Annotated in this window: 21 protein-coding genes, 1 pseudogene and 1 riboswitch; of the genes and pseudogenes, 4 read left to right on the plus strand and 18 right to left on the minus strand. The window is 64.0% G+C overall.

Annotation, left to right across the window (positions count from 1 at the left end; all coding sequences use genetic code 11):
• Positions 1 to 368 precede the first annotated feature (368 nt).
• Positions 369 to 682 (minus strand): annotated as a pseudogene (locus WMP97_RS10205) (DMT family transporter).
• A gap of 8 nt (positions 683 to 690) precedes the next feature.
• A riboswitch (guanidine-III (ykkC-III) riboswitch) is annotated at positions 691 to 756 on the minus strand.
• A gap of 31 nt (positions 757 to 787) precedes the next feature.
• Between WMP97_RS10205 and WMP97_RS10210 the strand changes: the two are divergent.
• On the plus strand, positions 788 to 1,636 hold the full coding sequence (locus tag WMP97_RS10210; RefSeq protein WP_034655712.1) for an NAD(P)-dependent oxidoreductase: 849 nt from the start codon (positions 788 to 790) through the stop codon (positions 1,634 to 1,636).
• Positions 1,637 to 1,752: 116 nt separating this feature from the next.
• Positions 1,753 to 2,826 carry an HNH endonuclease signature motif containing protein gene (locus WMP97_RS10215; protein WP_239204737.1) on the plus strand — a complete coding sequence of 358 codons (1,074 nt, stop codon included), beginning with the start codon at positions 1,753 to 1,755 and terminating at the stop codon, positions 2,824 to 2,826.
• 99 nt (positions 2,827 to 2,925) lie between these two features.
• On the opposite strand, the gene WMP97_RS10220 is transcribed toward WMP97_RS10215, so the two are convergent.
• From WMP97_RS10220 to WMP97_RS10260, 9 genes are all read right to left on the minus strand, one after another.
• Positions 2,926 to 4,305 carry a protoporphyrinogen oxidase gene (locus WMP97_RS10220; RefSeq protein WP_340440447.1) on the minus strand — a complete coding sequence of 460 codons (1,380 nt, stop codon included), beginning with the start codon at positions 4,303 to 4,305 and terminating at the stop codon, positions 2,926 to 2,928.
• Positions 4,306 to 5,340 (minus strand): uroporphyrinogen decarboxylase, encoded by a 1,035-nt coding sequence (hemE, locus tag WMP97_RS10225; protein ID WP_340440448.1) that lies wholly within the window; start codon positions 5,338 to 5,340, stop codon positions 4,306 to 4,308.
• A gap of 37 nt (positions 5,341 to 5,377) precedes the next feature.
• Positions 5,378 to 5,869: a tellurium resistance protein TerC gene (locus tag WMP97_RS10230; RefSeq protein ID WP_239208699.1), complete on the minus strand. Its 492-nt coding sequence runs from the start codon at positions 5,867 to 5,869 to the stop codon at positions 5,378 to 5,380.
• Positions 5,866 to 6,549, minus strand: coding sequence for a hypothetical protein (locus WMP97_RS10235; RefSeq protein ID WP_340440449.1), 684 nt, complete (start codon positions 6,547 to 6,549; stop codon positions 5,866 to 5,868). The genes WMP97_RS10230 and WMP97_RS10235 overlap by 4 nt, the downstream gene beginning before the upstream one ends.
• Positions 6,550 to 6,558: 9 nt before the next feature.
• Positions 6,559 to 7,542, minus strand: a complete 984-nt coding sequence (gene hemB / locus WMP97_RS10240) for a porphobilinogen synthase (RefSeq protein WP_340440450.1) — start codon at positions 7,540 to 7,542, stop codon at positions 6,559 to 6,561.
• A gap of 28 nt (positions 7,543 to 7,570) precedes the next feature.
• Positions 7,571 to 9,247, minus strand: a complete 1,677-nt coding sequence (locus tag WMP97_RS10245; protein ID WP_232212573.1) for a bifunctional uroporphyrinogen-III C-methyltransferase/uroporphyrinogen-III synthase — start codon at positions 9,245 to 9,247, stop codon at positions 7,571 to 7,573.
• Positions 9,248 to 9,455: 208 nt separating this feature from the next.
• The gene (gene hemC / locus WMP97_RS10250; protein WP_340440451.1) at positions 9,456 to 10,343 is read right to left on the minus strand and encodes a hydroxymethylbilane synthase; all 888 of its coding nucleotides are present in this window, start codon (positions 10,341 to 10,343) and stop codon (positions 9,456 to 9,458) included.
• Positions 10,344 to 11,678: a glutamyl-tRNA reductase gene (locus WMP97_RS10255; RefSeq protein ID WP_340440452.1), complete on the minus strand. Its 1,335-nt coding sequence runs from the start codon at positions 11,676 to 11,678 to the stop codon at positions 10,344 to 10,346. It abuts the gene before it with no gap.
• Between the two features lie 73 nt (positions 11,679 to 11,751).
• The gene (locus WMP97_RS10260) at positions 11,752 to 11,994 is read right to left on the minus strand and encodes a glutaredoxin family protein (protein WP_200288316.1); all 243 of its coding nucleotides are present in this window, start codon (positions 11,992 to 11,994) and stop codon (positions 11,752 to 11,754) included.
• Between the two features lie 88 nt (positions 11,995 to 12,082).
• Here WMP97_RS10260 and WMP97_RS10265 point away from each other — a divergent pair, with 88 nt between their 5' ends.
• Positions 12,083 to 13,120, plus strand: coding sequence for an HAD family hydrolase (locus WMP97_RS10265; protein ID WP_340432166.1), 1,038 nt, complete (start codon positions 12,083 to 12,085; stop codon positions 13,118 to 13,120).
• Between the two features lie 74 nt (positions 13,121 to 13,194).
• Here the strand turns inward: WMP97_RS10265 and WMP97_RS10270 are convergent, their stop codons facing one another.
• The 5 genes from WMP97_RS10270 to WMP97_RS10290 form a co-directional block, all read right to left on the minus strand.
• Positions 13,195 to 13,296, minus strand: a complete 102-nt coding sequence (locus WMP97_RS10270; RefSeq protein ID WP_003855542.1) for a 30S ribosomal protein bS22 — start codon at positions 13,294 to 13,296, stop codon at positions 13,195 to 13,197.
• Between the two features lie 239 nt (positions 13,297 to 13,535).
• On the minus strand, positions 13,536 to 13,724 hold the full coding sequence (locus tag WMP97_RS10275; RefSeq protein WP_005527601.1) for a helix-turn-helix domain-containing protein: 189 nt from the start codon (positions 13,722 to 13,724) through the stop codon (positions 13,536 to 13,538).
• A 223-nt stretch (positions 13,725 to 13,947) separates the two neighbouring features.
• Entirely contained in the window at positions 13,948 to 14,739 is a 792-nt protein-coding gene (gene proC, locus WMP97_RS10280; protein ID WP_340440453.1) for a pyrroline-5-carboxylate reductase, read from the minus strand.
• A 72-nt stretch (positions 14,740 to 14,811) separates the two neighbouring features.
• Complete coding sequence (locus tag WMP97_RS10285) at positions 14,812 to 15,897, minus strand: tripartite tricarboxylate transporter TctB family protein (protein ID WP_301732884.1); 1,086 nt, start codon at positions 15,895 to 15,897, stop codon at positions 14,812 to 14,814.
• Between the two features lie 9 nt (positions 15,898 to 15,906).
• Complete coding sequence (locus WMP97_RS10290) at positions 15,907 to 16,836, minus strand: Ppx/GppA phosphatase family protein (RefSeq protein ID WP_080971159.1); 930 nt, start codon at positions 16,834 to 16,836, stop codon at positions 15,907 to 15,909.
• A gap of 33 nt (positions 16,837 to 16,869) precedes the next feature.
• On the opposite strand from WMP97_RS10290, the gene WMP97_RS10295 reads away from it, so the two are divergent.
• On the plus strand, positions 16,870 to 17,781 hold the full coding sequence (locus WMP97_RS10295) for a hypothetical protein (RefSeq protein WP_340440454.1): 912 nt from the start codon (positions 16,870 to 16,872) through the stop codon (positions 17,779 to 17,781).
• On the opposite strand, the gene WMP97_RS10300 is transcribed toward WMP97_RS10295, so the two are convergent.
• The 3 genes from WMP97_RS10300 to WMP97_RS10310 all read right to left on the minus strand — a co-directional run bounded on the left by WMP97_RS10300 (position 17,778) and on the right by WMP97_RS10310 (position 20,554).
• A complete protein-coding gene (locus tag WMP97_RS10300) occupies positions 17,778 to 18,485 on the minus strand; it encodes a response regulator transcription factor (RefSeq protein WP_340440455.1) in 708 nt (235 codons plus the stop codon). The two genes, WMP97_RS10295 and WMP97_RS10300, sit on opposite strands and share 4 nt — an antisense overlap.
• Positions 18,482 to 19,744 carry a sensor histidine kinase gene (locus WMP97_RS10305; RefSeq protein WP_200288320.1) on the minus strand — a complete coding sequence of 421 codons (1,263 nt, stop codon included), beginning with the start codon at positions 19,742 to 19,744 and terminating at the stop codon, positions 18,482 to 18,484. Before WMP97_RS10305 ends, WMP97_RS10300 begins: the two co-directional genes overlap by 4 nt.
• 63 nt (positions 19,745 to 19,807) lie before the next feature.
• Positions 19,808 to 20,554: a phosphoglyceromutase gene (locus WMP97_RS10310; RefSeq protein ID WP_023020469.1), complete on the minus strand. Its 747-nt coding sequence runs from the start codon at positions 20,552 to 20,554 to the stop codon at positions 19,808 to 19,810.
• Positions 20,555 to 20,572: the final 18 nt, after the last annotated feature.

The following is a 20,572-nucleotide window of genomic DNA, read 5'->3' on the forward strand; positions in this document are numbered from 1 at the left end:
CCCCACCCTCTCACCCCTCGCGACCTGCCGCAGGAAGACACGGCCCCTCCTTCGCCGCCGGCCGCGGAACCTTCGCCGTCAACCGCGGCGCCCGCGCCTGCGCCTAAGCCTGCGCCGGCCCCTCGCCCAGAACCGGGCCTGGCTCCCGCTCCGGCGCCTAGGCCCGCGCCGGCGCCCGCACCGCGAGCGACAGCGCCACGCCCTCCCGCGCGGGATAAGAGCGGACTGCCGAACCTCAACATTCCGCCGCATGAGGTACGCGGGCGCATCGAGGACGTGGTGCCTGATATGCCGGCAGTGCCCGCCGTGCCTGCGCCCGCCCCACCGCCTGCGCCGCCGCTGCCTCCCGCGCCGCGGATTCCGGGTCTCTAACTCACCGCTTTCAGCCCCACGATGCCGCCGATGATCATGGAGAGGAAAAACACCTTCCACACCGTGGCGACCTCGTGCCCGGCCGCGAAGGAATAGATAACCGCCCCGACGCGCCAACACCCGCCCACACCGCATAGGCCGTGCCTACCGGGATGCTGCGCATCGCCCACGCCAGCCCGCCCATGGAAATCGCGCAGGCCACGAGGAAAATAAGCGAGGGCCACAAACGCGCAAAACCTGCGGATTTATCCAACGCCGCCGCCCACACGGCCTCGAATGCGCCGGAGAAAATCAAGATGAACCACGCCATAACTGCTTCCTGGCCGTCTTGTCGCGTTGCCGGGTACGGCTCCCCCGTCCGGGGCTCGCTCAAGACGCGGCGAACCTGCACCCAATGATGGCACACTGGGAAACCATGAGGATTGCATTTCTTGGAACTGGCCGCATGGGAACCGAACTAGCCCGCCGCCTGCTCAATGAGCAAGACGGCATCGAATTGACCGTCTGGAACCGCACCGCCGAGCGTGCCCAGCCGCTGGTGGAGGAAGGCGCCGAGCTTGCCGCCTCGCCCACCGAGGCCCTAGTGAACGCCGAGGTCATCATCACCTCGCTCTTCGGGCCTGACGATGTCCGCGAGGTCGTCGTCGAGCCGCAGCTCATCCCCGCCGGCGTGACCTGGATCGATACCACCACCGTCTCGCCCAACGATGCCCGCGAATTCGCCGCCGCCGTGGAAACCTACGTCCACGCCCCGGTCGTCGGCACGCTCGGCCCGGCCCGCGAGGGCAAGCTCGGCGTCTATGTGGGCACGCCTGACGACGCCCGCCGCGAGCAAGCCATGTCCCTCGCCGAGTCCTGGGCGGGAGAAGACAAGCTCATCGGGGTGGAGGCGGCGGCCACGGCGGCCATCGGAAAGCTGCTGGCGAACCTCGCGCTCGCCGTCACCGCCGAGGGCCTGCTCGAAGCCCTGCAACTCGGCGAGTCCGAGGGCTTGGACTCCGAGGTGGTGCTGCAGATGCTCGACATCACCGGCTTGTCTTTCATCGCGAATATGAAAGCTCCGTTTATCACCGGCGAGCGCAATACCGACCCGGGCGATTTCACCGTCGACGCCCTGGCTAAGGACGCGAAGCTCATGGAGATGACCTCCACCAAGCCGCTGCCAGCCCTTACCGCCGCCATTGGCCGCTTCGAGGAAATGCAGGCGATGGGCCACGGCAATCAGGACTTCTCCTCCATCTTCGTCTTCCGCAATAAGGGCTAGTTATCCACAGGCCCGCAGCGAGTGCGGGCCGAAATTCGTCCTTCCGGCCCTAGTTATCCACAGATTCGCGCGCTCGCCCTCGCACGGATTGCGCGCGGTGGCTTAGGCTGCGGGGCATGACAGCTCTTCAGACCTATCTCGCGGCCTTGGCGCCCGGCATCGATATCGTTGCCGGGTGCGCTGGCATGTCTGAAGACCAGCTGTGCGCCGCCGGTGCTCCCAATAAGACGGCCCGCACTTTGCTCACGCTTGCCGACGCCCTCTTTGCCCCCACCTCCTTTAGCCGCCTCCAACGCCAGGCGGTTAACGCCGCGCGCGAGCGCGCCCACCCGCTGCCCACGCTGGAGGTAATCGAGCGCTACGCCGCCCGCGCCAAGACTAAGCGCGACGCCTGGCGCCTGCGCGTAGAGCTATGCCGCACTGCCGCCGATACCGAGGAAATGGAAAAGCTCGCGCGCAAAAAGCTGCGCGAGCTCAATCCCCCGGCCCCTCCGCGCCCCGGCGTGCGCATCCGCCGGCGCAAGGACGCGCCATGGACTCTCGCGATTACCGGGCCTTCCTCGCTCATCGCGGACTTGGAATCCAGCCTGGACGAGGACGCGCCTCTCGATTCCGTTGCGGAGCTCTTCTCCCCTTCCGGCGCCGCCCCAGCCACCCGTCCAACCATTACGACGAATGCAATTATCACGCTCGACGAACTCGACCGCATCATCGACGGCGACGGCGAAGAAATCACCATCCAGCTCACCGACGGTGCCCGCCTCACCGGCGCGGAACTTGTCTCGCGCACGCTGGCAGAGCGCGGGCTTATCACCCTCGTCCATCCCTACGAAGGTGCGGTCAACCTCTACCGGACGGAACGCATGGCCAGCGAAAAGCAGCGGCTCATGGCTGCCGCCGAAAACCCTGTGTGCCCGTGGCCCGCGTGCAACTACCCGGCGGATAAATGCCAGGTGCATCACCTGCAAGCGTGGCGACACGGCGGCGAGACCAACATGTCAAACCTGGCCACCTGCTGCCCGTACCACAATGGTGTCAATGACGATGACCCGAATGCCCCGCCTGTCCGCGGGCGACTCGTTCGCCGCCGAGGTCGCGTGGTGTGGCAACCGCCATGGGCCGATACCGCCGCATCGCCGTCCAGCCCGAACGAGCCAGTGCAACCGACCCCGCCGGATCCACCGCACTAGCACTCATGCCGCTAGGCAGCAGGATGCCCTGCTGCCACTTAGGCATGCCCGCACCACGCCACAGCGTATGACCCGGAATGCACGAATCGTGCGGCACCGCTAGCCGACGATGCGCGCGGCGGCGGCGCGGGCATCCGCAATGACGTTGGGCACTCCAACGCCGCCGGCCCAGGCGCCGGTGACATCGACTCCCGGCGTCGCCGCGAGGGTACCGCGTGCGCCGGCCACAGTTTCGAGGTGCCCGGCGTCGTAGCGCGGCAGGCCGCCGAACCAACGCTGGGTGAAGATCTCCGCGACACCCGCGGCGCGGCCGTCGAAGCCGGTGAGTCGCTGGAGGTCATCGAGGGCATAGTCGACGAGGTCGTCTTCTTCGGCGCGGACGATGGCGTCGTCGCCAAAGCGGCCGAAGGAGGCACGTACGAGGGCACCGCCACGCTCAGCCAAGTGCGGCCACTTGCGGGAGGAAAGTGTAAAGGCCTTGGCGTGCACATCGTCTTGGTCGGTGGCCACGAGAATGCCGGAATTCTGCGGCAAAGCGTTTCCCGAAGGGTCTGTATCGGACTCAAATTTCAACCCCACGACGGCCGACGCTGCCAACTTCACTCCCTTCAGCCGTCCCGCCGCCTGCGGGGCGACCTTGCTAAGAAGGCGCGCCGCGGTCGGAGCCGGGGTAGCTACCAGCACGCGATCAAACGGCGCCGCATCGGCCGGTGCTCCGGCCAGGCGGAATTGCTCGCCCTCGCGAGTGATGCCGGAGATAAAAGTATCGAGGTAGATCTTGGCGCGGGATTGCTCGGCCAGTGCCTCATAAAGCTGCGCGTAGCCGCCGCGGAAGGTCTGGAATACAGGGCCGCCGCTGCTCGGCTTGGTCGCGCGGGCCTCCTCCAGCGTGCGGACCGCGGCCGAGAGAGTCACTGGACCGCGCTCGGACAGCGCGTCGAGGGTTTCCGCCAGCGCCGGGATGGTCGCGCGCACACCCAGGTCGTCGGCCGAACAGGAGTACACGCCGCCGAGGAGGGCGGAGATAACGTGGTCGACGAGGTCGTCGCCAAACTGCTGGCGCACCAGCTTGCCTACGGAAACGTCGCTGCCCGCCGTCCACTCGAAGGGCTCCTCATCGTCGATGCGGCGCGCGGTCTCGGCCGAGACCAGGTGCGCGACCGGCTCCGAGTGCGAAGGAATGCCCATCATTCCGCCGCGCGGCAACGGCTTGAGCTCGCCGGAGTACACCAGCGAGTGCAGACCGGAGGGCTCGACCAAGCTATCGCCGAGACCGAGGGATTCGATAAATTCCACGGCGTCGCGCCGGCGGGCGAGGAAGGCCTCGGCGCCCATGTCGGTCGGGCCGTCGTTAAACGGCACAGAGTACAGCTTGCCACCGATCCGGCCGGCGGCCTCGAAAACCTCGACGTCGTGATCGCGCAGCTCGTAAGCGGCCGTCAAGCCCGCCAGGCCGGCACCGATAATCGCAATACGCATTTAGCCCTCCTCGTGGATGATGGAAACGGCGCGGGTGATTGCTTCCGCGTCAGTAGTTGGCAGGACCCCGTGGCCGAGGTTCCAGATGTGGCCGTCAATATCGCCGCGCTCGCGCGCCCGATCGACCTCGCCGCGGATGGTGCGCACGGCCTGGCGCACGGCGTCGTCGCCGGCAAAAAGCATGGCTGGGTCGAGGTTGCCCTGCAGCACGCGGGCGCTCACGCGCTCGGCCGCGGCGTCCATGGGTACGCGATAGTCGACGCCCATGACCTCCGACCCCGCCTCCGACATGGCCGGCAAAAGCTCGCCGGTTCCGACGCCGAAGTGGATGCGCGGAATGTCCACGCCGGCCAGGATTTCTCGCGAATACGGCAAAACGAATTCGCGGTAGTCGCGCTCGTTGAGGTAGCCCGCCCAGGAATCGAAAAGCTGCATGGCGTCGATGCCGGCGTCGACCTGCACCTGCAGGAAACGGGTGATGGTAGGCACCAGGCGGCGCATGAGCAGATGCCAGGTCTCCGGCTCGGCGTGCATGAGGGCCTTGGTGCGCTCGTGGTTCTTGGACGGCCCGCCCTCAATGAGGTAGCTAGCCAGCGTGAACGGCGCACCAACGAACCCAATGAGCGCTTGGGCTTCGGTGAGCTCGGCCAGGATGCGGGCGATGCCTTCGGTGACCTCGGGGACATCGGCCTCTAGCAGCGGCAGCTTGCCGACGTCCTCCCTACTCCGCACCGCCTGCTCCATCACCGGCCCGCGACCCGGCACGATATCGACCTTGACGCCGGCGGCTTTGAGCGGGACGACGATATCGGAAAATAAAATGGCAGCATCAACGTCATGGCGGCGCACCGGCTGCAGGGTAATTTCTGCTAGCAGCTCTGGCATGAAGCAGGAATCGAGCATGCTAATCCCCTCGCGAGCGGCGCGGTATTCCGGCAGCGAACGGCCAGCCTGGCGCATGAACCAGACTGGGGGTCGGGAGGGGGTGCGGCCGAGGGCGGCGTCGATAAGCGGGGCACGATTAAGTCGAGACATGCCCCAATTATGAATCAAAAGTTGGAGTGGGGGCTAATTAGCCACGCAAGCTGCGGTCCTTAATAAATCGGTTGGACTGCGGCTGGAAAAGCAGCGCGAGGGCGATGATCAAGGAAATGGGGATAATCAGCAGGCTAAGCCCGCCAATGCCAAGCGCCAGGGCGGCGATATTATTAAAGAGCGCGATGGCGATGACAATGGTGATGATGCGGCGCGCCCACTTGGACCCGCTGGCCAGCTGCGCGGCAAAGAGCGCCAGCACGACGGCGCCGACGGTATTGGTCACCGCAACAAATAGGCGGTTGGAGTGGAGATACTCCGCGACCTGCGGGTTCTGGGGTTCTACCTGCGGCCCGCCCGAGCCGAAGATACCCACCAGGCCGCTGACCAGCATGAGCACGGCGCTGACGACGAGCACCCAATAGGCCCAGCGCAGCGGCCGCGGCCAGGCGTCGAGGTTCTGGCTGGCGGAGGTATTTCTGGCCGCGCGGTTATAGTCCCGGGGTCCGGGCCGCTCGGTATTGCTCATCGCTTGTCCTCCCGGTCAGTGCGCTTGCTGTGCTGGTCATCCTTGGCACGCTTGCGTTCTTGCTCGGCGCGCTTCTTCTCGCGCTGCGCTTGTTCGAGTTCCTTTTCCAGCTCGCGCATCTGCTCGAGCTCGCCGGTGTAATCCAAGGTATCGACCCGCACGGAGAAAATCAGGCCGAGCACCGCCGCGACGCCGACCAGGATCTGCACCATGCCATCGGCGGCAAAGAGCCAATCGGGCACATCAGCGCCGGCCGGGGTAACCATTAAGGTCAGCAGGATGCGGAAGCCAAAATACAGCGAGAAAGCGAACCACACGCGCCGCGAGGTACCGGCCCGCTTGCCGCGACGCGCCAGGGACCGCAGCAGGAAGGCCAGCAGCACAATAATCGCCAAGGAAATGGCCGCCGAAAGGGCAACGGAGGCGTAGGCGGCGGTGCGGAGGAAGGCGTCGGAAAGCTGGGCTTCATCGACGCCGGCCGGCGCGGACTTGGCCATCTCCTTGGCCTGCGACATGAGTACGTCGTGGTTGAGCAGCGTCAGCACCACGTTGAGCACCTGGTGCACGGCCTCGCCGCACAGCGCGCCCATCCACAGCCACAGCATGTACGCCACGGATTCCGGGCGTTGCGTGCGCGGCGAGCGCGGAGCAGGGGCGGACGACGGGGGCGTAACAGTCACAGGGATCCTTTACTTGAGCAGGCGGGCGGCTTCGGTAGCGAAGTAGGTGAGAATCTGATCGGCACCGGCGCGCTTAAACGCGGTCAGGGACTCGAGCATGATGGCCTCGCCATCAATCCATCCATTGGCGGCCGCGGCCTTGACCATCGCGTACTCGCCAGAGACCTGGTAGACCGCAACCGGCACGGGAGAAGTCTCCGCCACGGCCGAAAGCACGTCCAGGTACGGCAGGCCGGGCTTGACCATGACGAAGTCCGCACCCTCTTCGATATCGAGCTCGGCCTCGAGCAAGGACTCGCGGAAGTTGCGCGGATCCTGCTGGTAGGTGCGGCGGTCGCCCTCGAGGGATGAGCCGACGGCGTCGCGGAACGGGCCGAAGAAGGCGGAGGCGTACTTGGCGGAATAGGCCATGATGGCCACATCCTCGTGGCCGGCCTCGTCGAGGTCGGCACGGATGGCGGCCACCTGGCCGTCCATCATGCCGGACGGGGAGACGATGTGGGCACCGGCGCGGGCCTGGGAGCGGGCCATGTCTTGGTAGAGCTTGACGGATTCGTCGTTAAGCACGCGGCCCTTGTCATCCAGCACGCCGCAGTGGCCGTGGGAGGTGAACTCGTCCAGGCAGGTATCGGCCATCACGATGAGGTCATCGCCGAATTCCTCGCGCAGGCAGGAAATGCCGCGGTTCAAAATGCCCTGCGGGTCCCACGCGACGGAGCCGGTATCATCCTTGTCCTCCTCGAGCGGAACGCCGAAAAGATCGACGCAGGTCACGCCGGCTTCTAGCGCCTCTTCGGTCGCGCGGCGCAGGGAATCAAAAGTGTGCTGGTAAACGCCCGGCATGGAGGGAATCTCGCGCGGGGCGTCGAGACCGTCCACGATGAACATGGGCAAAATCAGGTCCGAGGGGCGGACCTGGGTTTCGGCCACAAGGTTGCGCATCGCGGGGGTGGTGCGCAGGCGGCGTGGGCGGCGGACTGGGAAAGTGCTCATTGGGTACTCCTTAGAGCGAGACTAAAACTTATGCCTTGTCGACCTTAGTAGCCTTCTTGCGCGAGCGGCGCTTCTTCCTCGGCGCGGGAAGGTTTCCGGCGGCGCGGAGGGCGGCGACGTGGTCTGCGAGGGCGTCGACAAGCGCGGGTACGTCCGCGACCTCGGGCACGACATCAACGCGCAAGCCCATCTCTTCCGCGGCCGCTCTTGCCGACGGCCCGATACACGCAATGATCGTCCGCTGGTGCGGTTTGCCCGCAATGCCCACCAGGTTGCGCACGGTGGAACCAGAGGTGAAGGCGACGGCGTCGAAGCCGCCGGTCTTGATCATGTCGCGGATCTCGGCCGAAGGCGGGGCGGCGCGGACGGTGCGGTAGGCCACGACGTCATCGACTTCCCAGTCGAGGGCCTTGAGCCCATCCACGAGGGTATCGGCCGCGATATCGGCGCGCGGGAGCAGGACGCGGCCGACGGCGTCGATATCTTCCACGAAGTTGGGGAAGACATCGAGCAGGCCCTCGGCGTTCTGCTTTTTCTTGTGCGGTAAAAGCTCCGGGACCATGCCCTTGGCGCGGATGGCGGCCGCCGTCTTGGTGCCCACGGCCGCGAGGTGAACGCCGGCGAAATCGCGGGCGTCGAGGCCGAGCTGGGCTATCTTATCCCACACCGCGCTCACTGCGTTGACGGAGGTAAAGACGATCCACTTATAGCGACCCTCAACGATTCCCTTAATGGCGCGGTCCATCTGTGCCGGATTGCGCGGCGGCTCGATGGAGATGGTGGGCACGTTTTGGGGAATGGCTCCGTAGCCGGCCAAGCGCGCGGACATCGGCCCAGCCTGCTCCTTAGTGCGCGGCACGAGCACGCGCCAGCCGTAAAGGGGACGGTTTTCCCACCAAGAGTATTTGGTGCGGTCGTCGATGCTGCGGCCGAGGGTGACCACGAGCGGGCCGACAAGGTCAGCGTCGAGCTTGCCCATGGTGCCCAGAGTGGTCTCGTAGGTGCGCTGCAGGCGGGTGGTGCCGTGCACGGTGACAAAAGCCTCGGTCTCGGCCGGCATGCCGCGTTGTTGTAGCTCTTCGGAGATGACCGGCAGGTCCTCCTTCGTGGCCTGCAGAACGATGGGCTGCGTGGCGTTGGCCAATGCGTCCCAATCGGCACCGTTGGTGACATCGGCCTCGGTATAAGTCGAGCCGAGTGCAATGCCAGCAAAGGACGGCACGGTCGACGGCAGGGACATGCCCGGCACGACCTGGAATTCCAGGCCTGCGGAGGCCACGGCATTGATTTCGGCCTTGATGGACTCGCGGTGCAGCGGGTTGCCGGTCACTAGGCGGATGACATCTTCGCCGTCGGCCTCAACCAAGCACTCACGCAGCTGGCCGACGATATCCTCTCCCGGTTCATACAACACCGCGGCCGTTGGCGGCGCGGGGCGGGGCGGCTTGCGGCGCGCGCCCTTAGCCTTGGCATCGGCGCACATTTGGGCGTATTCGGCCTCGGCGGCATCGAGAAGCTCTTGCGGTACGGGCAGGGCGGCTGCGACGGCATCGCGCACCCCCTGCATGACCTCTGGATCGGTCACGGCGATGGCACTATTTGCCAGAACCTCGCGGGCGCGGACGGTCAGCAGGTCGGGATTACCTGGACCAGCGCCCACAAAGACGATCTTGCCCAATTGGGTGTCTGGCGCGGCATTGCTCATAAAGTTCTTTTCTAAATTCGGGCGCGCGGCACCGCGCACGGACATGATCGCATGCGGTGTGGTTCCCCGCGCCGGCGGTGGGTGACACGGTCATAACGGCCAAAATCCCAGGCCTTAAGTCCTGGGATGCCCTTAAAGGGGGCCGGATCATTGCGGGACAATGATTTGTGGTATCTACACCTTAAATTATTAGCGCCTAAAGGCGAAATTACTTGCCCAGCAGCTCGGCCGCACCACCGGCGAAAAGCTCGTCCGAAACGCGCGCGCCGAGCTCGGCGGCTTCGGCCGCAGGCCCGGAGGCGGTGGCAGTAAGCTGACGCGAACCATCGAGTGCAAAGACGCCACCGCGCACGGTGAGCTGGTCGCCGTCCCAGCGCGAGGTGGCGGCCACCGGCGCGGTACAGCCGGCCTCAAGGCGGGCCAGCACACCGCGCTCACCGGCCGCGGCGGCCGAGGCGCGGTCATCGACGATGGCATCGAGGGCCGCGGCAGCCTCGGTTCCGGCCACAGCCTCGATGGCGAGGGCGCCCTGGGCCGGCGCCGGCATGAAGACGGAGGGCTCGAAGATTTCGGTGGCGCGGTCCGCGTAGCCGCCGCGCAGCAGGCCGGCATAGGCCAGCAAGACGGCGTCGAGCTCGCCGTCGGTGACCTTGGACATGCGGGTATCGATATTGCCGCGCAGCGGGCGAATCTCCAGGTCGGGGCGGATGGCGGCCAGCTGGGAGATGCGGCGCGGGGCGGAGGTACCCACGCGCGCGCCCTGCGGCAGCTGCGCCAGGCTCAGGCCATCGCGGGCGACGAGCGCCTCGCGGGAATCCTGGCGCTGCGGCACCACGAGGCGGAAGCGATCATCGGGCGCGGTGGGCAGGTCCTTAAAAGAGTGGACGGCGATATCGCACTCGCCGGCATAGAGGGCCTCGCGCAGCGCTTGGGTAAATACGCCGACGCCGATACGCTCGACCGGTGCCATATTGACGTCGCCGGCGGTGGTGACGATGTGGAGCTGGGAGTCAAAGCCGGCGTCGATAAGCCAATCGCGGACGTGGCCCGCCTGGGTGGTGGCAAGCTTGGAGCCGCGGGTACCAATCTGAAACATTTAGGCCTCCTTAGTCATGGTGGGCAATTCATTAACGGCCACGGACACTCCGGAGCCTTCCAGTTGCAGGCCAAAAAGTTCCTGCAGGGCATTCTCGCTGCTGACACTGCTTTCCGACGCCGCCAGTTTCTTCGCCCGCACCGTTGGTTCATGCAGCAGCTTATCGGCCACGCGCTTGAGGGCGCGCTGGACGTCCTCAAGTTGCTTGCCCGAGATTTCGGGGTGCTTATGTTGCAGGCGTGCGGCCTCGCATTCCACGAGGTCGGCCGCGCGGCGGTGCAGGGCGCTCACGGCCGGGACGACATCGCGTACGCGCTGCGCAGAGGTATAGGCTGCCAGCTCTTCGTCGACGATGCGCCGGGCCTGCGCGTGCGGGCTAGTGCCGGCCGCGACGTCGGTATCGGCGGCCGAGAGCGACTTGCTCAGGCGCTCGATATTGACCAGATCCACGCCCTCGGCCGCAGCGGCGGCATCGTCGATATCGCGCGGCAGGGAGAGATCGATGAACATGAGCTCGCGGCCGGCGGGAATGTCGGTGGCCTCGATGGTGAAGTTATCGGCGCCGGTGGCGGAGATGGCCAGGTCGACGTCGGAAAGCGCGGCGGCACGTTGGGAAAAGTCCACGACGCGGGCGGCAACGCCCGCCTCCTCGGCGTGGCTCGCCAGGCGCTCGGCGCGCTCACGGGTGCGGTTGGCCAGCACCAGCTCCTTGACCCCCAGCCGGCCGGCGTGAGTGGCGGCGAGCGATGCCATAGCACCTGCGCCGAGGACCAACGCGGTCTTGCCGGCCAAGTCCTCGGCGTCTAGGCGCTGCAGGGCTTGGTCGAAAGCGAAGGACACCATGGAGGAGCCTGCCTCATCGATGTCGGTCTCGGAGTGCACGCGCTTGCCCGCCCGTAGCGCCGACTGCGCCAGCGCGTGGATGCGCGGTCCGGCCGTGCCCTGCTCGGAGGCGGCCTGGTAGGCGCTGCGCACCTGGCCGATGATCTGCTGCTCTCCTACCACCATGGAATCCAGCCCAGAGGTCACCGACATCAGGTGCTCGGCCGCGGCGTCGGCATAGCGCACGTAGAGGTAGCTGCGCAGCTCCTCCTCACTCACGCCCGATACCTGGGTGAGCACGCGCACGACTTCCTGCACGCCGGCATGGAAGGAGTTAGTAACGGTGTAGACCTCCATGCGGTTGCAGGTGGAGATGATCATCGCCTCTGAAAGTGAGTCGGCCGCCACCAGTTTCCCGCAGGCGGAATCCTGGACCGCACTATCCATGCTCAGCTTCTCCAGCAGCGCCACTGGCGCCGACTGGTGGGACATGCCCACGACGAGCACGCTCATGCACAACACTCCTCAACCATTTGATTGATTTTAACCCACCAAAAGAGTACCCGTCGGTGGCAGGGATCCCGAATTATCTGCTTAGCTCGGCCGCGAGCTCGGCATTGTCTACTTCCCAGCAGGCGAACTCTTCGCCGTCGATAACCACGACGGGTACGCGATCACCGAACTCCATGGCCAGCTCCGCATCCTCATCCACGTTACGCACGGCAAGCTCCGCACCTGCCTGCGTGACAACGGGGGTAATCTGCTCCCTCACGCGCGCACAAGAACCGCAGGTGGTGCGCACCATGAGCTCGACGAAATGCTGAGACATATTCTCCTCACAGGGACGGCGGCGGTCGAAACCATTACTATGGACACGTTAGTCCACCCCGCGTTTGCGAAAGCTGTTTGTCTGACTCGTGTCCGCTACCACTCCCCCAGGGTTCCCTGAAACTCCCCGCGAATTCTTGGCCAACTGGACCGCTTCGCGCGGCAATCTGCGAAATTTTTTAGAAAACCAGGCGCTCGCCCCGCTGGATGAGGAATCCCAGCGCACCGCCGGCGAAGCCGCGGCCGCGGCGGCATTGGAAGAATTCGGGCTGGCGCTAGAGGATTTTGCCTCCGGTGTGGATTCGGTAACCGGCTCTTATGACGCCGCGGGCGCGCAGCGTATTACCGCCCAGGACCCGGACGTACCGGTAGATGTGGGCGCGGCGGCGTTTTTCGACGTCGACAATACCCTCATCCAAGGCTCCTCCCTCGTGGAATTCGCCTTCGGGTTGGCGCGCAAGCGCTACTTCCGGTTATCAGAGATCTTGCCGATTGCGTGGAAGCAGCTTAAATTCCGCGTCTCCGGCAGCGAAAATGCCCGAGACGTCGCCGCCGGCCGTGCGCAGGCGCTGGAGTTTGTCAAAGGCCGCAGCGTCGACGAGCTGGTCGATCTATGCGAGGAGATTGTGGACGCCTCGCTCGCGCGCCGCGCATACCCTGGCACTACCCAGTTAGCAGAAATGCACTTAGCCGCCGGCCAGCAGGTGTGGTTGGTCACGGCCACCCCGGTGCAGCTAGCGCAGGTGCTCGCGCGGCGATTCGGGTTTACGGGAGCGCTCGGCACCGTCGCGGAGGTCAAGGATGGCAAGTTCACCGGCCGGCTGGTCGGCGATATCCTGCACGGCCCCGGCAAAAAGCACGCCGTAGCCGCGCTCGCGACCATCGAGGGCTTGGACCTTTCGCGCTGCACCGCGTATTCGGATTCCGCCAACGACGTGCCCATGCTGTCCATGGTCGGTACCGCCGTGGCCATTAACCCAGACCGTAAGCTGCGCACCATCGCCAGCGAGCACGGCTGGCTGGTGCGCGACTATCGCTCAGTGCGCCGCGCTATCCGCACCTATGGCCTGCCGGCCCTGGCCACCGCTGCCTTTTCCTATGGCGGCTGGCGCTACTACCGGCGGTAGCGGGCGCTGGGGGGACATCGGCAAGCATGCAAAAACCCTCCGCACAATGGCGGAGGGCAAGAAGCGGGCTGGGTTTACTTGCCCAGCTTACGGCGCTGCACGCGGGTGCGGCGCAGCATCTTGCGGTGCTTCTTCTTGGACATGCGCTTGCGGCGCTTCTTAATGACGGAACCCATAGAGTCCTCACTTTCAAATAGTACGTACTGTCAAACTTGTCAGCGCTAAAACGGCGAAGGTGCACTCTTGCCGCCGTGGCCACACGGACCGCGGGCCACATCAGCGAGCCGACACGAATGCACACCATCTTACCCAGCCCCCAGCCCGTGACCAAAAAGGGCCCAGGAGAAAGAACAGCGCCCACCACCGCTGACCACGATGGCCAGCAGAGGTGGGCGCTGTCTAGTGCGGCGCGAGCCTAGGCTCCGTAGACGGATGCCTCCAAGTACTCGTTGACGGCGGACTCGTGGACGCGGAAAGAGCGTCCAACGCGAACAGCCGGCATTTCGCCTGCGTGAACCAAACGGTAGACGGTCATCTTGGAGACGCGCATAATCTCGGCGACCTCCGCGATCGTCAGAAAGGTTCCCTTATCTTCATTTGCCATATATATCTAACCCTTCAGCTCGGTGCGCGCTGTAGGCTTCCCCTCCCACAGGACTTCACGCACGTGCTTGTCCTAGCCTATCGTGAAACATGTGACTAATGCGACCCAAGTGCCAAATTTCTTCACAGCATTCATTAGGGTTTACCCCGAAAGCGCTGCTTAACACCCGCCCCAACGCTCCCGGGGGTACACCCCCACCACGGGAAGGTCGCGCACGGAAGCTTTAGCCAAGCTCCTTAGCCTTGTCGGAGCAGGCCTCTGCCGCGCGGTAGAACGCTCCGCGCAGGCCGGACTCCTCCAGCTCGCGAACAGCGGCCGCGGTGGTGCCGCCCGGCGAGGTCACTCCGGCACGCAGCTGGGTGGCCGAGCGGCCAGAGCTGGCCAACATCTCGCCGGAGCCGACCGCGGCCTGAGCGGCAAGCTTCTCAGCGACGTCGCGGGGAAGGCCGAGCTGCACGCCGGCGTCGACAAGCGCCTCTGCCACGAGGAAAAAGTATGCCGGGGAGGAGCCCGCCAGCGCGGTGGCGGCGTCGATATTCTTCTCTGGGATAACCGCAACCTCGCCAACGGCTTCGAGCAGCTCGCGCACGCCGTCCATCTGGGCATCGCTCACATGCTCGCCGGCCGCGCAGGTGCACATGCCGCTGCGCACCAACATGGGGGTATTGGGCATGACGCGCACCACCGGCTGGCCTTCGCCCACCGCACCCTGCAGCTGCTCTAGCGTTAGGCCTGCGGCCATGGAAACGACCACGGCGTCCTTCGCCGGCGACAGGCCTTCGAGCAGTTCCAGGATGGCGTAGGGCTTCACGCACGCGAAGATATAGTCCGCGCCGTCTACCGCGGCCGCATTATCGCTGGTGGTATTCACGCCATAGGTCTGTTCGAGTTCTTGGCTGCGCGATTCGGTGCGATTGGTAACCGTGATATCCGAGCCCGCAAAGCCCGATGCCACGAGTCCCGAGGTCAAAGCCTCACCGATTTGTCCGCCGCCTAAAATTGCAATCTTTGTCATAGTCTCCACCATGCCAAAAATGTGGAACCCCGGCTACCACGTGGGGTAACCGGGGCATCGACAAGCGCGGGGTTAAAGCATAACCAATAGCAGCGGGCCGAAGGTAAGGACGAGGCCGGTAAAGCCGGCCAGGAACATGGAGAAACCATCGCGTGCGGTGCGCAGCGCGTGGGTCACACCGACCATAATCGCGGTGACGCACAGCGCTAGGACAGCCACGACCAGGCGTGGGAAGTTATCCCACAGAATCTCAAAGCCCTTGAAAATGACAATCGCCAGCAGGATGCCCGCGACAATCATCAGCAGGATGGATACCGGATTGAGCTTCTCGTGCTCTTCTTCCACCCAATCCTCGTTGTCTTCGACCTTGGGTAGGTTGCCGGTTTCCTCTGCGCTCTTGGCGACGCCCGCCTTCTTCGACGTCGGCACCGCCGCCGCGGCCGCTCCAGCACCTGCCGCTCCAGCGCCCGCTGCCGCAGCTCCTGCTCCGGCTGCCTTCGCGCGCTTGTCGTCCTTAGGCTTTTCAGCAGCAGGCTTCGCAGTGCCCTGCTTTTCAGCACGGGCCTTGTCTGCGGCTGGCTTCTTTGCCGCTGGTGTGTCCGCAGCAGACTTTGCCGCAGCAGGTTTAGCCTCGCCCGCCTTATCCACCCGCTGGATTACGGCGGTGTCATCGGCTGAAGGCTGGTTCTTCTTCGCCGCGTCCTGTGCCGCGCCGGTGGCAGCAGGCTTCTGTGCGGCCGGAGCAGCGGCAGCCGGAGTAGCGGACGAAGCAGCTGCAGTCTTTGTGGTGGGCTTTGCGGCAGGCTTGGTAGTCTGCGCCGCCTTAGCTGCGGGCTGTGCCGCGCGCTTTGCCGCCGGCTTTGCGGCTGGGTCCGCGGCGGGCTTCTTCGCGGAATCGGCACCGGCCTGTTCGGCTGACTTGGGGGAACGGATGACGGGGGCGTCTTCGTCGATAGAGACGGAGGTGTGCTTGGCCTCAGCAGGAGAAGCCTTGACCTTTTTGAGGTTGCCGGTCAGCTCGGCAACGGAAATGCCGCCTTCATCCAGGCTGCGGCGGTGGCGACGAGAACGGTTGTCTTTCTTGCTTTCCTTCTCGCCGCGGGCTTTGTTATTGCGAGCCAGCAGCTCTGCCACGGTCAACTTATTCTGGTCAGCCATGATCTCTTCCTATTCCAATCCCTTGTCGGTCCGGCGCAAAATGACGCCCTCACGCAGCGCCCATGGGCAGATTTCCAGCTTCTCGATTTCCAAGGCTCGCATGGATGCCTCGGCCACCAGAGCGCCGGCAACGATTTGGTGCGATCGGTTAGAACTTACACCTTCTAGGTCCGCTCTGTCTGCCGCAGTCATGCGGGAGATGAAGGAAATCAACTGACGCAGACCCGGTGCAGTCAGCGTGCGCTTGACGTATGGGCCGGCAGACGAGGGCGCAGAACCGGTAAGTCGTGCAAGCGTACGGAAGGTTTTAGAGGTGCCCACGGCGAGGCCGGCGGGACCCATCGCCTTCATCTGTGCGGCAACGTCCTCAAGCTCCGCATCAATAAAATCGCGCAGCGCACTTACCTTCTTCTTCTCTGGTGGGTCGGTATCGAACCAATTATGGGTCAACCGGCCGGCACCTAGGTCGAGGGAGAAAGCAAGGTCGGGGTGCTCATCAGTACCGGTGGAAAGTTCCAGCGAGCCGCCGCCGATATCCAGGTTAGTGATACGGCCAGCGGACCAGCCATACCAGCGACGCGCGGAGAGGAAGGTCAGCTGGGCTTCTTCCACGCCGGAGAGGATTTGCAGGCGCACGCCAGTATGCTTTTCCACCTCATCGAGAACCTCCTCCGAATTGGGCGCGGAGCGCACCGCCGAGGTAGCAAAGGCAATGAATTCAGCGCAGCCAAGCTTTTCACCCAGCTCGCTAGCTTCAGCTACGGCACTGACCAGCTTCTTTACACCCTTTTCATGGATGTTGCCCTTCTTATCCAGCTGTTCTACCAGCCGGAGCGGGGTCTTCCAATCACTCATCGGAGTCGGTCGTCCGCCCGTCGCGGCATCGACCGCAACAAGGTGGACAGTATTGCTTCCGACGTCTAATACACCTAATCGCACACTAATAGCGTAGTAGGTCTACCGTGGTTAGGTGTGAATCACCCAAAATCTGACACGGTATATCTAGGTTTTCCCGCGAGCTCGCCCGCGGCGGCGTCGATAAGAGCAGGCCGCGAAGAGGCCCCCGATTTCCCGCGGGAGTGGTTTGAATTTACCAATCCGAACGACCCACACCACGTCTTTTCCATCGACCTGACATGGGTGGAATCGCACTACAGCTGCCAGTTTGGTACTTCGGCATGCCGGGGCATCGACAAGCGCCAGCCCGAAGTGGGCTGCTGCGTGCATGGAGCTTATATGGCCGATGAGGAAGACCGCGACCAGCTTTATGACGCCGTCGCGCGCATGCCCGCCGAATATTGGCAGCTGCGCCCAGCGGGGGTAGATGAATTCCTCGCGCAAGACGATACGGATGAATTAGAGCCGTGGCTGGAATGGGACGAGCTCGACGGCGAGGACGGGGAACCGGAGCCGGCCCTTAAGACGCCGATTGTGGATGGCGCGTGCATTTTTGCCAACCGCACCGGTTGGGCAACGGGCACGGGCTGCGCGCTGCACCAGTGGGCGGTGGATGCTGGCGAAGAGCTCACGGTGGTCAAGCCGGAGGTGTGCTGGCAGCTGCCGCTGCGCCGGTACGAGGATTATGAAGAACGCCCGGATGGGCAGGAGATTTTACGCACCCAGATAGGCGAGTATGACCGTCGCGGTTGGGGCAATGGCGGCGAAGATTTTGATTGGTATTGCTCAGCCGATTCCGCCTGTCACGCCAACCCGCTGCCGATGTGGCAGTCGCACGAGGACGAGCTGGTAGCACTAATGGGCCGCGAGTCTTATGAAATTTTGGCCGCGCACTGCAAGGCCCGAGCGGCGGCGGCCGAACACGGCGTTCAGCTCACGCAGCACCCGGCCAGTGTGAAGGCTGAGAGCCTGCAGGCGGAAGATTAGAGCTCGAATTTATAGCCCAGACCGCGCACCGTAACCAAGTGCTTCGGGCGGGAGGGCTGTTCCTCAATCTTGGAGCGGAGACGCTTGACGTGGACGTCGAGCGTCTTGGTATCGCCGACATAATCAGCGCCCCAAATGCGGTCAATGAGCTGACCGCGGGTGAGCACGCGGCCGGCGTTGCGCAATAGGTACTCCAGGAGGTCGAATTCCTTGAGAGGCATGGATACCGACTCATCGGCAACGGTAACGGTGTGGCGCTCCACGTCCATCTTGACGCGGCCGCCTTCGAGGATCTGCTCGGCAACCTCTTCCTCGGCCTCGGCCTCGGCACCGGCTCCAGAATCATGGCCACGGCGCAGTACCGCACGGATGCGGGCGATAAGCTCGCGGGAAGAATAAGGCTTGGTGACGTAGTCATCGGCGCCCAGCTCGAGGCCGACGACCTTATCAATCTCGGAGTCGCGCGCGGTGACCATGATGACGGGCACGGACGAAGTAGTGCGCAGTTGTTTGCATACCTCGGTGCCGAACATGCCGGGCAGCATGAGGTCCAAAAGGACGATATCGATGTCGTTTGCGGCAAACTTTTCCAGCGCGGTAGGGCCATCATGCGCGATGATGGGTACAAAACCTTCCTTGCGGAGGAGGAATGCCAGCGGATCTGCCAGCGACTCTTCATCTTCAACGATGAGGATGGTGGTCATTGTGCTTTATCCTTTCGACGTGCTGCAACGCGTGCCACTGCACGCGGGAGCCCAGGCGCCGCCGCGTCGACGGCATCCCTTTTCTCATTATCCTTCATGCCAGCTTCCTGCGCTGGCTTTTCTTCCCTGTAGATGGGCAATTCAATGGTGAATGTAGAACCCGTACCCGGCCGGGACCATAGTTTGATATTGCCACCATGGTTGGCCACCACGTGTTTAACAATTGCTAATCCTAGGCCAGTGCCTCCGGTCTGCCGCGACCGGGCTTGGTCTACACGGAAGAAGCGTTCAAAAACACGTTTCTGGTCATCCGGTGCGATGCCAATGCCACGGTCCGTGACGCGGATGAGTACGACCCCACCATCCACCACCTTTTGGGAGACGGACACCGGCATTTTCTCCGGCGAGTAGTTAATCGCATTGGAGACCAGGTTGGATAGTGCTGTTACCAGCAGGGATCGATCGCCTTTAACCTGCACGCCCACAGAGGCGCCGCGGTTGAGCTCGATGGAACGGGCCTCGGCAGCAAGGTGGTTGCGCGAGAGGGCTTCATCGATGAGATCATCTACGGCCAGCGGTTCCATCTCCGGCAGGGCCTCGGCGCCTTGCAGCTTGGACAGGGAGATAAGTTCGCTGACCATATCGGCCATGCGGTTGGCTTCCTTATAGACCTTATTGCCAAAGTACTCCACGGTCTCTTGGTCACCGGGATCTTGTAGCAGGGCCTCTGCCAGCAAGGCAATGCCGCCGACGGGTGTCTTGAGCTCGTGGGAGACGTTCGCCACGAAGTCACGGCGGGCGGACTCCATGCGGACATTTTCGCTTTCATCGGTGCCGTAGACGATGACAAAGCGGCCGTCATTAAGAGTCAGTGGCTTAATCACCGCCCTGACCTGCGTGACGCGGTGTCCCGTGCGCCGCTTGGGAATAGCTATGTCAACGGTGCGGGTCTCCTTGTCTTCGAAGACCTCCTGCGCGGTCTCCCATACCTCTGGGTTAACGGCGCGGTCATGCACCAAGGACATCTCATGCGCGGCCGGATTAGACATGACGATTTCCTGGCTGCGGTCCAGCACCGTCAGCGCCGTCGGCGAGCCTTGCACGGCCAAGTGCAGCACCTGGCTAACCGTCGTAACCTGATTGGCCCCGACATCGGTAGCCTGGCGGTAGCGCGCAATGCGCCCGCGCGCCCAGGACATCGCCGGCAGCGCCAACCCGCAGGCCACCACGCCGGCGGCAAAGGAAAGAATCAATTCCACGTGTCTAGCCTATCCATCACAAAGTCCCCAGGGAATACTCCCCGGGGACTTTAGCGCAGTTACTTACTTACCGCCCTGCGCAGCAACGGCGGCGGCACCGGCAGCAGCAGCTTCCGGATCCAGGTAGGTACCGCCTGGGTTTGCTACCGAGCCGTCCTCGGTAATCTCATAAACCAGCGGGATGCCGGTGGGGATATTCAATCCGGCAATATCATCATCAGAAATATTGTCCAGGTGCTTGACCAGTGCGCGCAGGGAGTTGCCGTGAGCGGCGATGAGCACGGTCTCGCCCTTCTTGGCGCGCGGGAGGATTTCCTCTTCAAAGTACGGCACAAAGCGGGCGACAACATCCTTGAGGCACTCGGTCTGCGGGACCTTATCTAGGTCTGCGTAGCGCGGGTCATTGGCCTGCGAGTATTCGGAGTCATCGGCCAGCTCTGGCGGGCGCGTGTCATAGGAGCGGCGCCATGCCATGAACTTTTCCTCGCCGTACTCTTCCTTGGTCTCAGCCTTATTCAGGCCTTGCAGGGCGCCGTAGTGGCGCTCGTTGAGACGCCAATCGCGCACTACTGGGATCCAGTGACGATCGGCGGCATTGAGCGCGATATTTGCGGTGCGGATGGCGCGGCGCAGAAGAGAGGTATAAAGGACGTCCGGCAGAATGCCTTCCTGCGCGAGCAGCTCGCCGCCGCGCTTGGCTTCCGCCTCACCCTTTTCGGTCAGGTCTACATCGACCCAGCCAGTGAACTGGTTGGACTCGTTCCACTTGGATTGGCCATGGCGAAGGAGAATTAGCTTTCCGTTAGTCATGTTTCCAGCATGCCACGA

Origin of the sequence: Corynebacterium sp. KPL4072 (assembly GCF_037908395.1) — a bacterium.
Lineage (GTDB): Bacteria > Actinomycetota > Actinomycetes > Mycobacteriales > Mycobacteriaceae > Corynebacterium > Corynebacterium kefirresidentii.

Coding starts and splice junctions, on each gene's coding strand:
- WMP97_RS10210 (WP_034655712.1), top strand. CDS start 788: ATGAGGATTGCATTTCTTGGAACTGGCCGCATGGGAACCGAACTAGCC.
- WMP97_RS10215 (WP_239204737.1), top strand. CDS start 1,753: ATGACAGCTCTTCAGACCTATCTCGCGGCCTTGGCGCCCGGCATCGAT.
- WMP97_RS10220 (WP_340440447.1), bottom strand. CDS start 4,305: ATGCGTATTGCGATTATCGGTGCCGGCCTGGCGGGCTTGACGGCCGCT.
- hemE (WP_340440448.1), bottom strand. CDS start 5,340: ATGTCTCGACTTAATCGTGCCCCGCTTATCGACGCCGCCCTCGGCCGC.
- WMP97_RS10230 (WP_239208699.1), bottom strand. CDS start 5,869: ATGAGCAATACCGAGCGGCCCGGACCCCGGGACTATAACCGCGCGGCC.
- hemB (WP_340440450.1), bottom strand. CDS start 7,542: ATGAGCACTTTCCCAGTCCGCCGCCCACGCCGCCTGCGCACCACCCCC.
- WMP97_RS10245 (WP_232212573.1), bottom strand. CDS start 9,247: ATGAGCAATGCCGCGCCAGACACCCAATTGGGCAAGATCGTCTTTGTG.
- hemC (WP_340440451.1), bottom strand. CDS start 10,343: ATGTTTCAGATTGGTACCCGCGGCTCCAAGCTTGCCACCACCCAGGCG.
- WMP97_RS10255 (WP_340440452.1), bottom strand. CDS start 11,678: ATGAGCGTGCTCGTCGTGGGCATGTCCCACCAGTCGGCGCCAGTGGCG.
- WMP97_RS10260 (WP_200288316.1), bottom strand. CDS start 11,994: ATGTCTCAGCATTTCGTCGAGCTCATGGTGCGCACCACCTGCGGTTCT.
- WMP97_RS10270 (WP_003855542.1), bottom strand. CDS start 13,296: ATGGGTTCCGTCATTAAGAAGCGCCGCAAGCGCATGTCCAAGAAGAAG.
- WMP97_RS10275 (WP_005527601.1), bottom strand. CDS start 13,724: ATGGCAAATGAAGATAAGGGAACCTTTCTGACGATCGCGGAGGTCGCC.
- proC (WP_340440453.1), bottom strand. CDS start 14,739: ATGACAAAGATTGCAATTTTAGGCGGCGGACAAATCGGTGAGGCTTTG.
- WMP97_RS10285 (WP_301732884.1), bottom strand. CDS start 15,897: ATGGCTGACCAGAATAAGTTGACCGTGGCAGAGCTGCTGGCTCGCAAT.
- WMP97_RS10300 (WP_340440455.1), bottom strand. CDS start 18,485: ATGACCACCATCCTCATCGTTGAAGATGAAGAGTCGCTGGCAGATCCG.
- WMP97_RS10310 (WP_023020469.1), bottom strand. CDS start 20,554: ATGACTAACGGAAAGCTAATTCTCCTTCGCCATGGCCAATCCAAGTGG.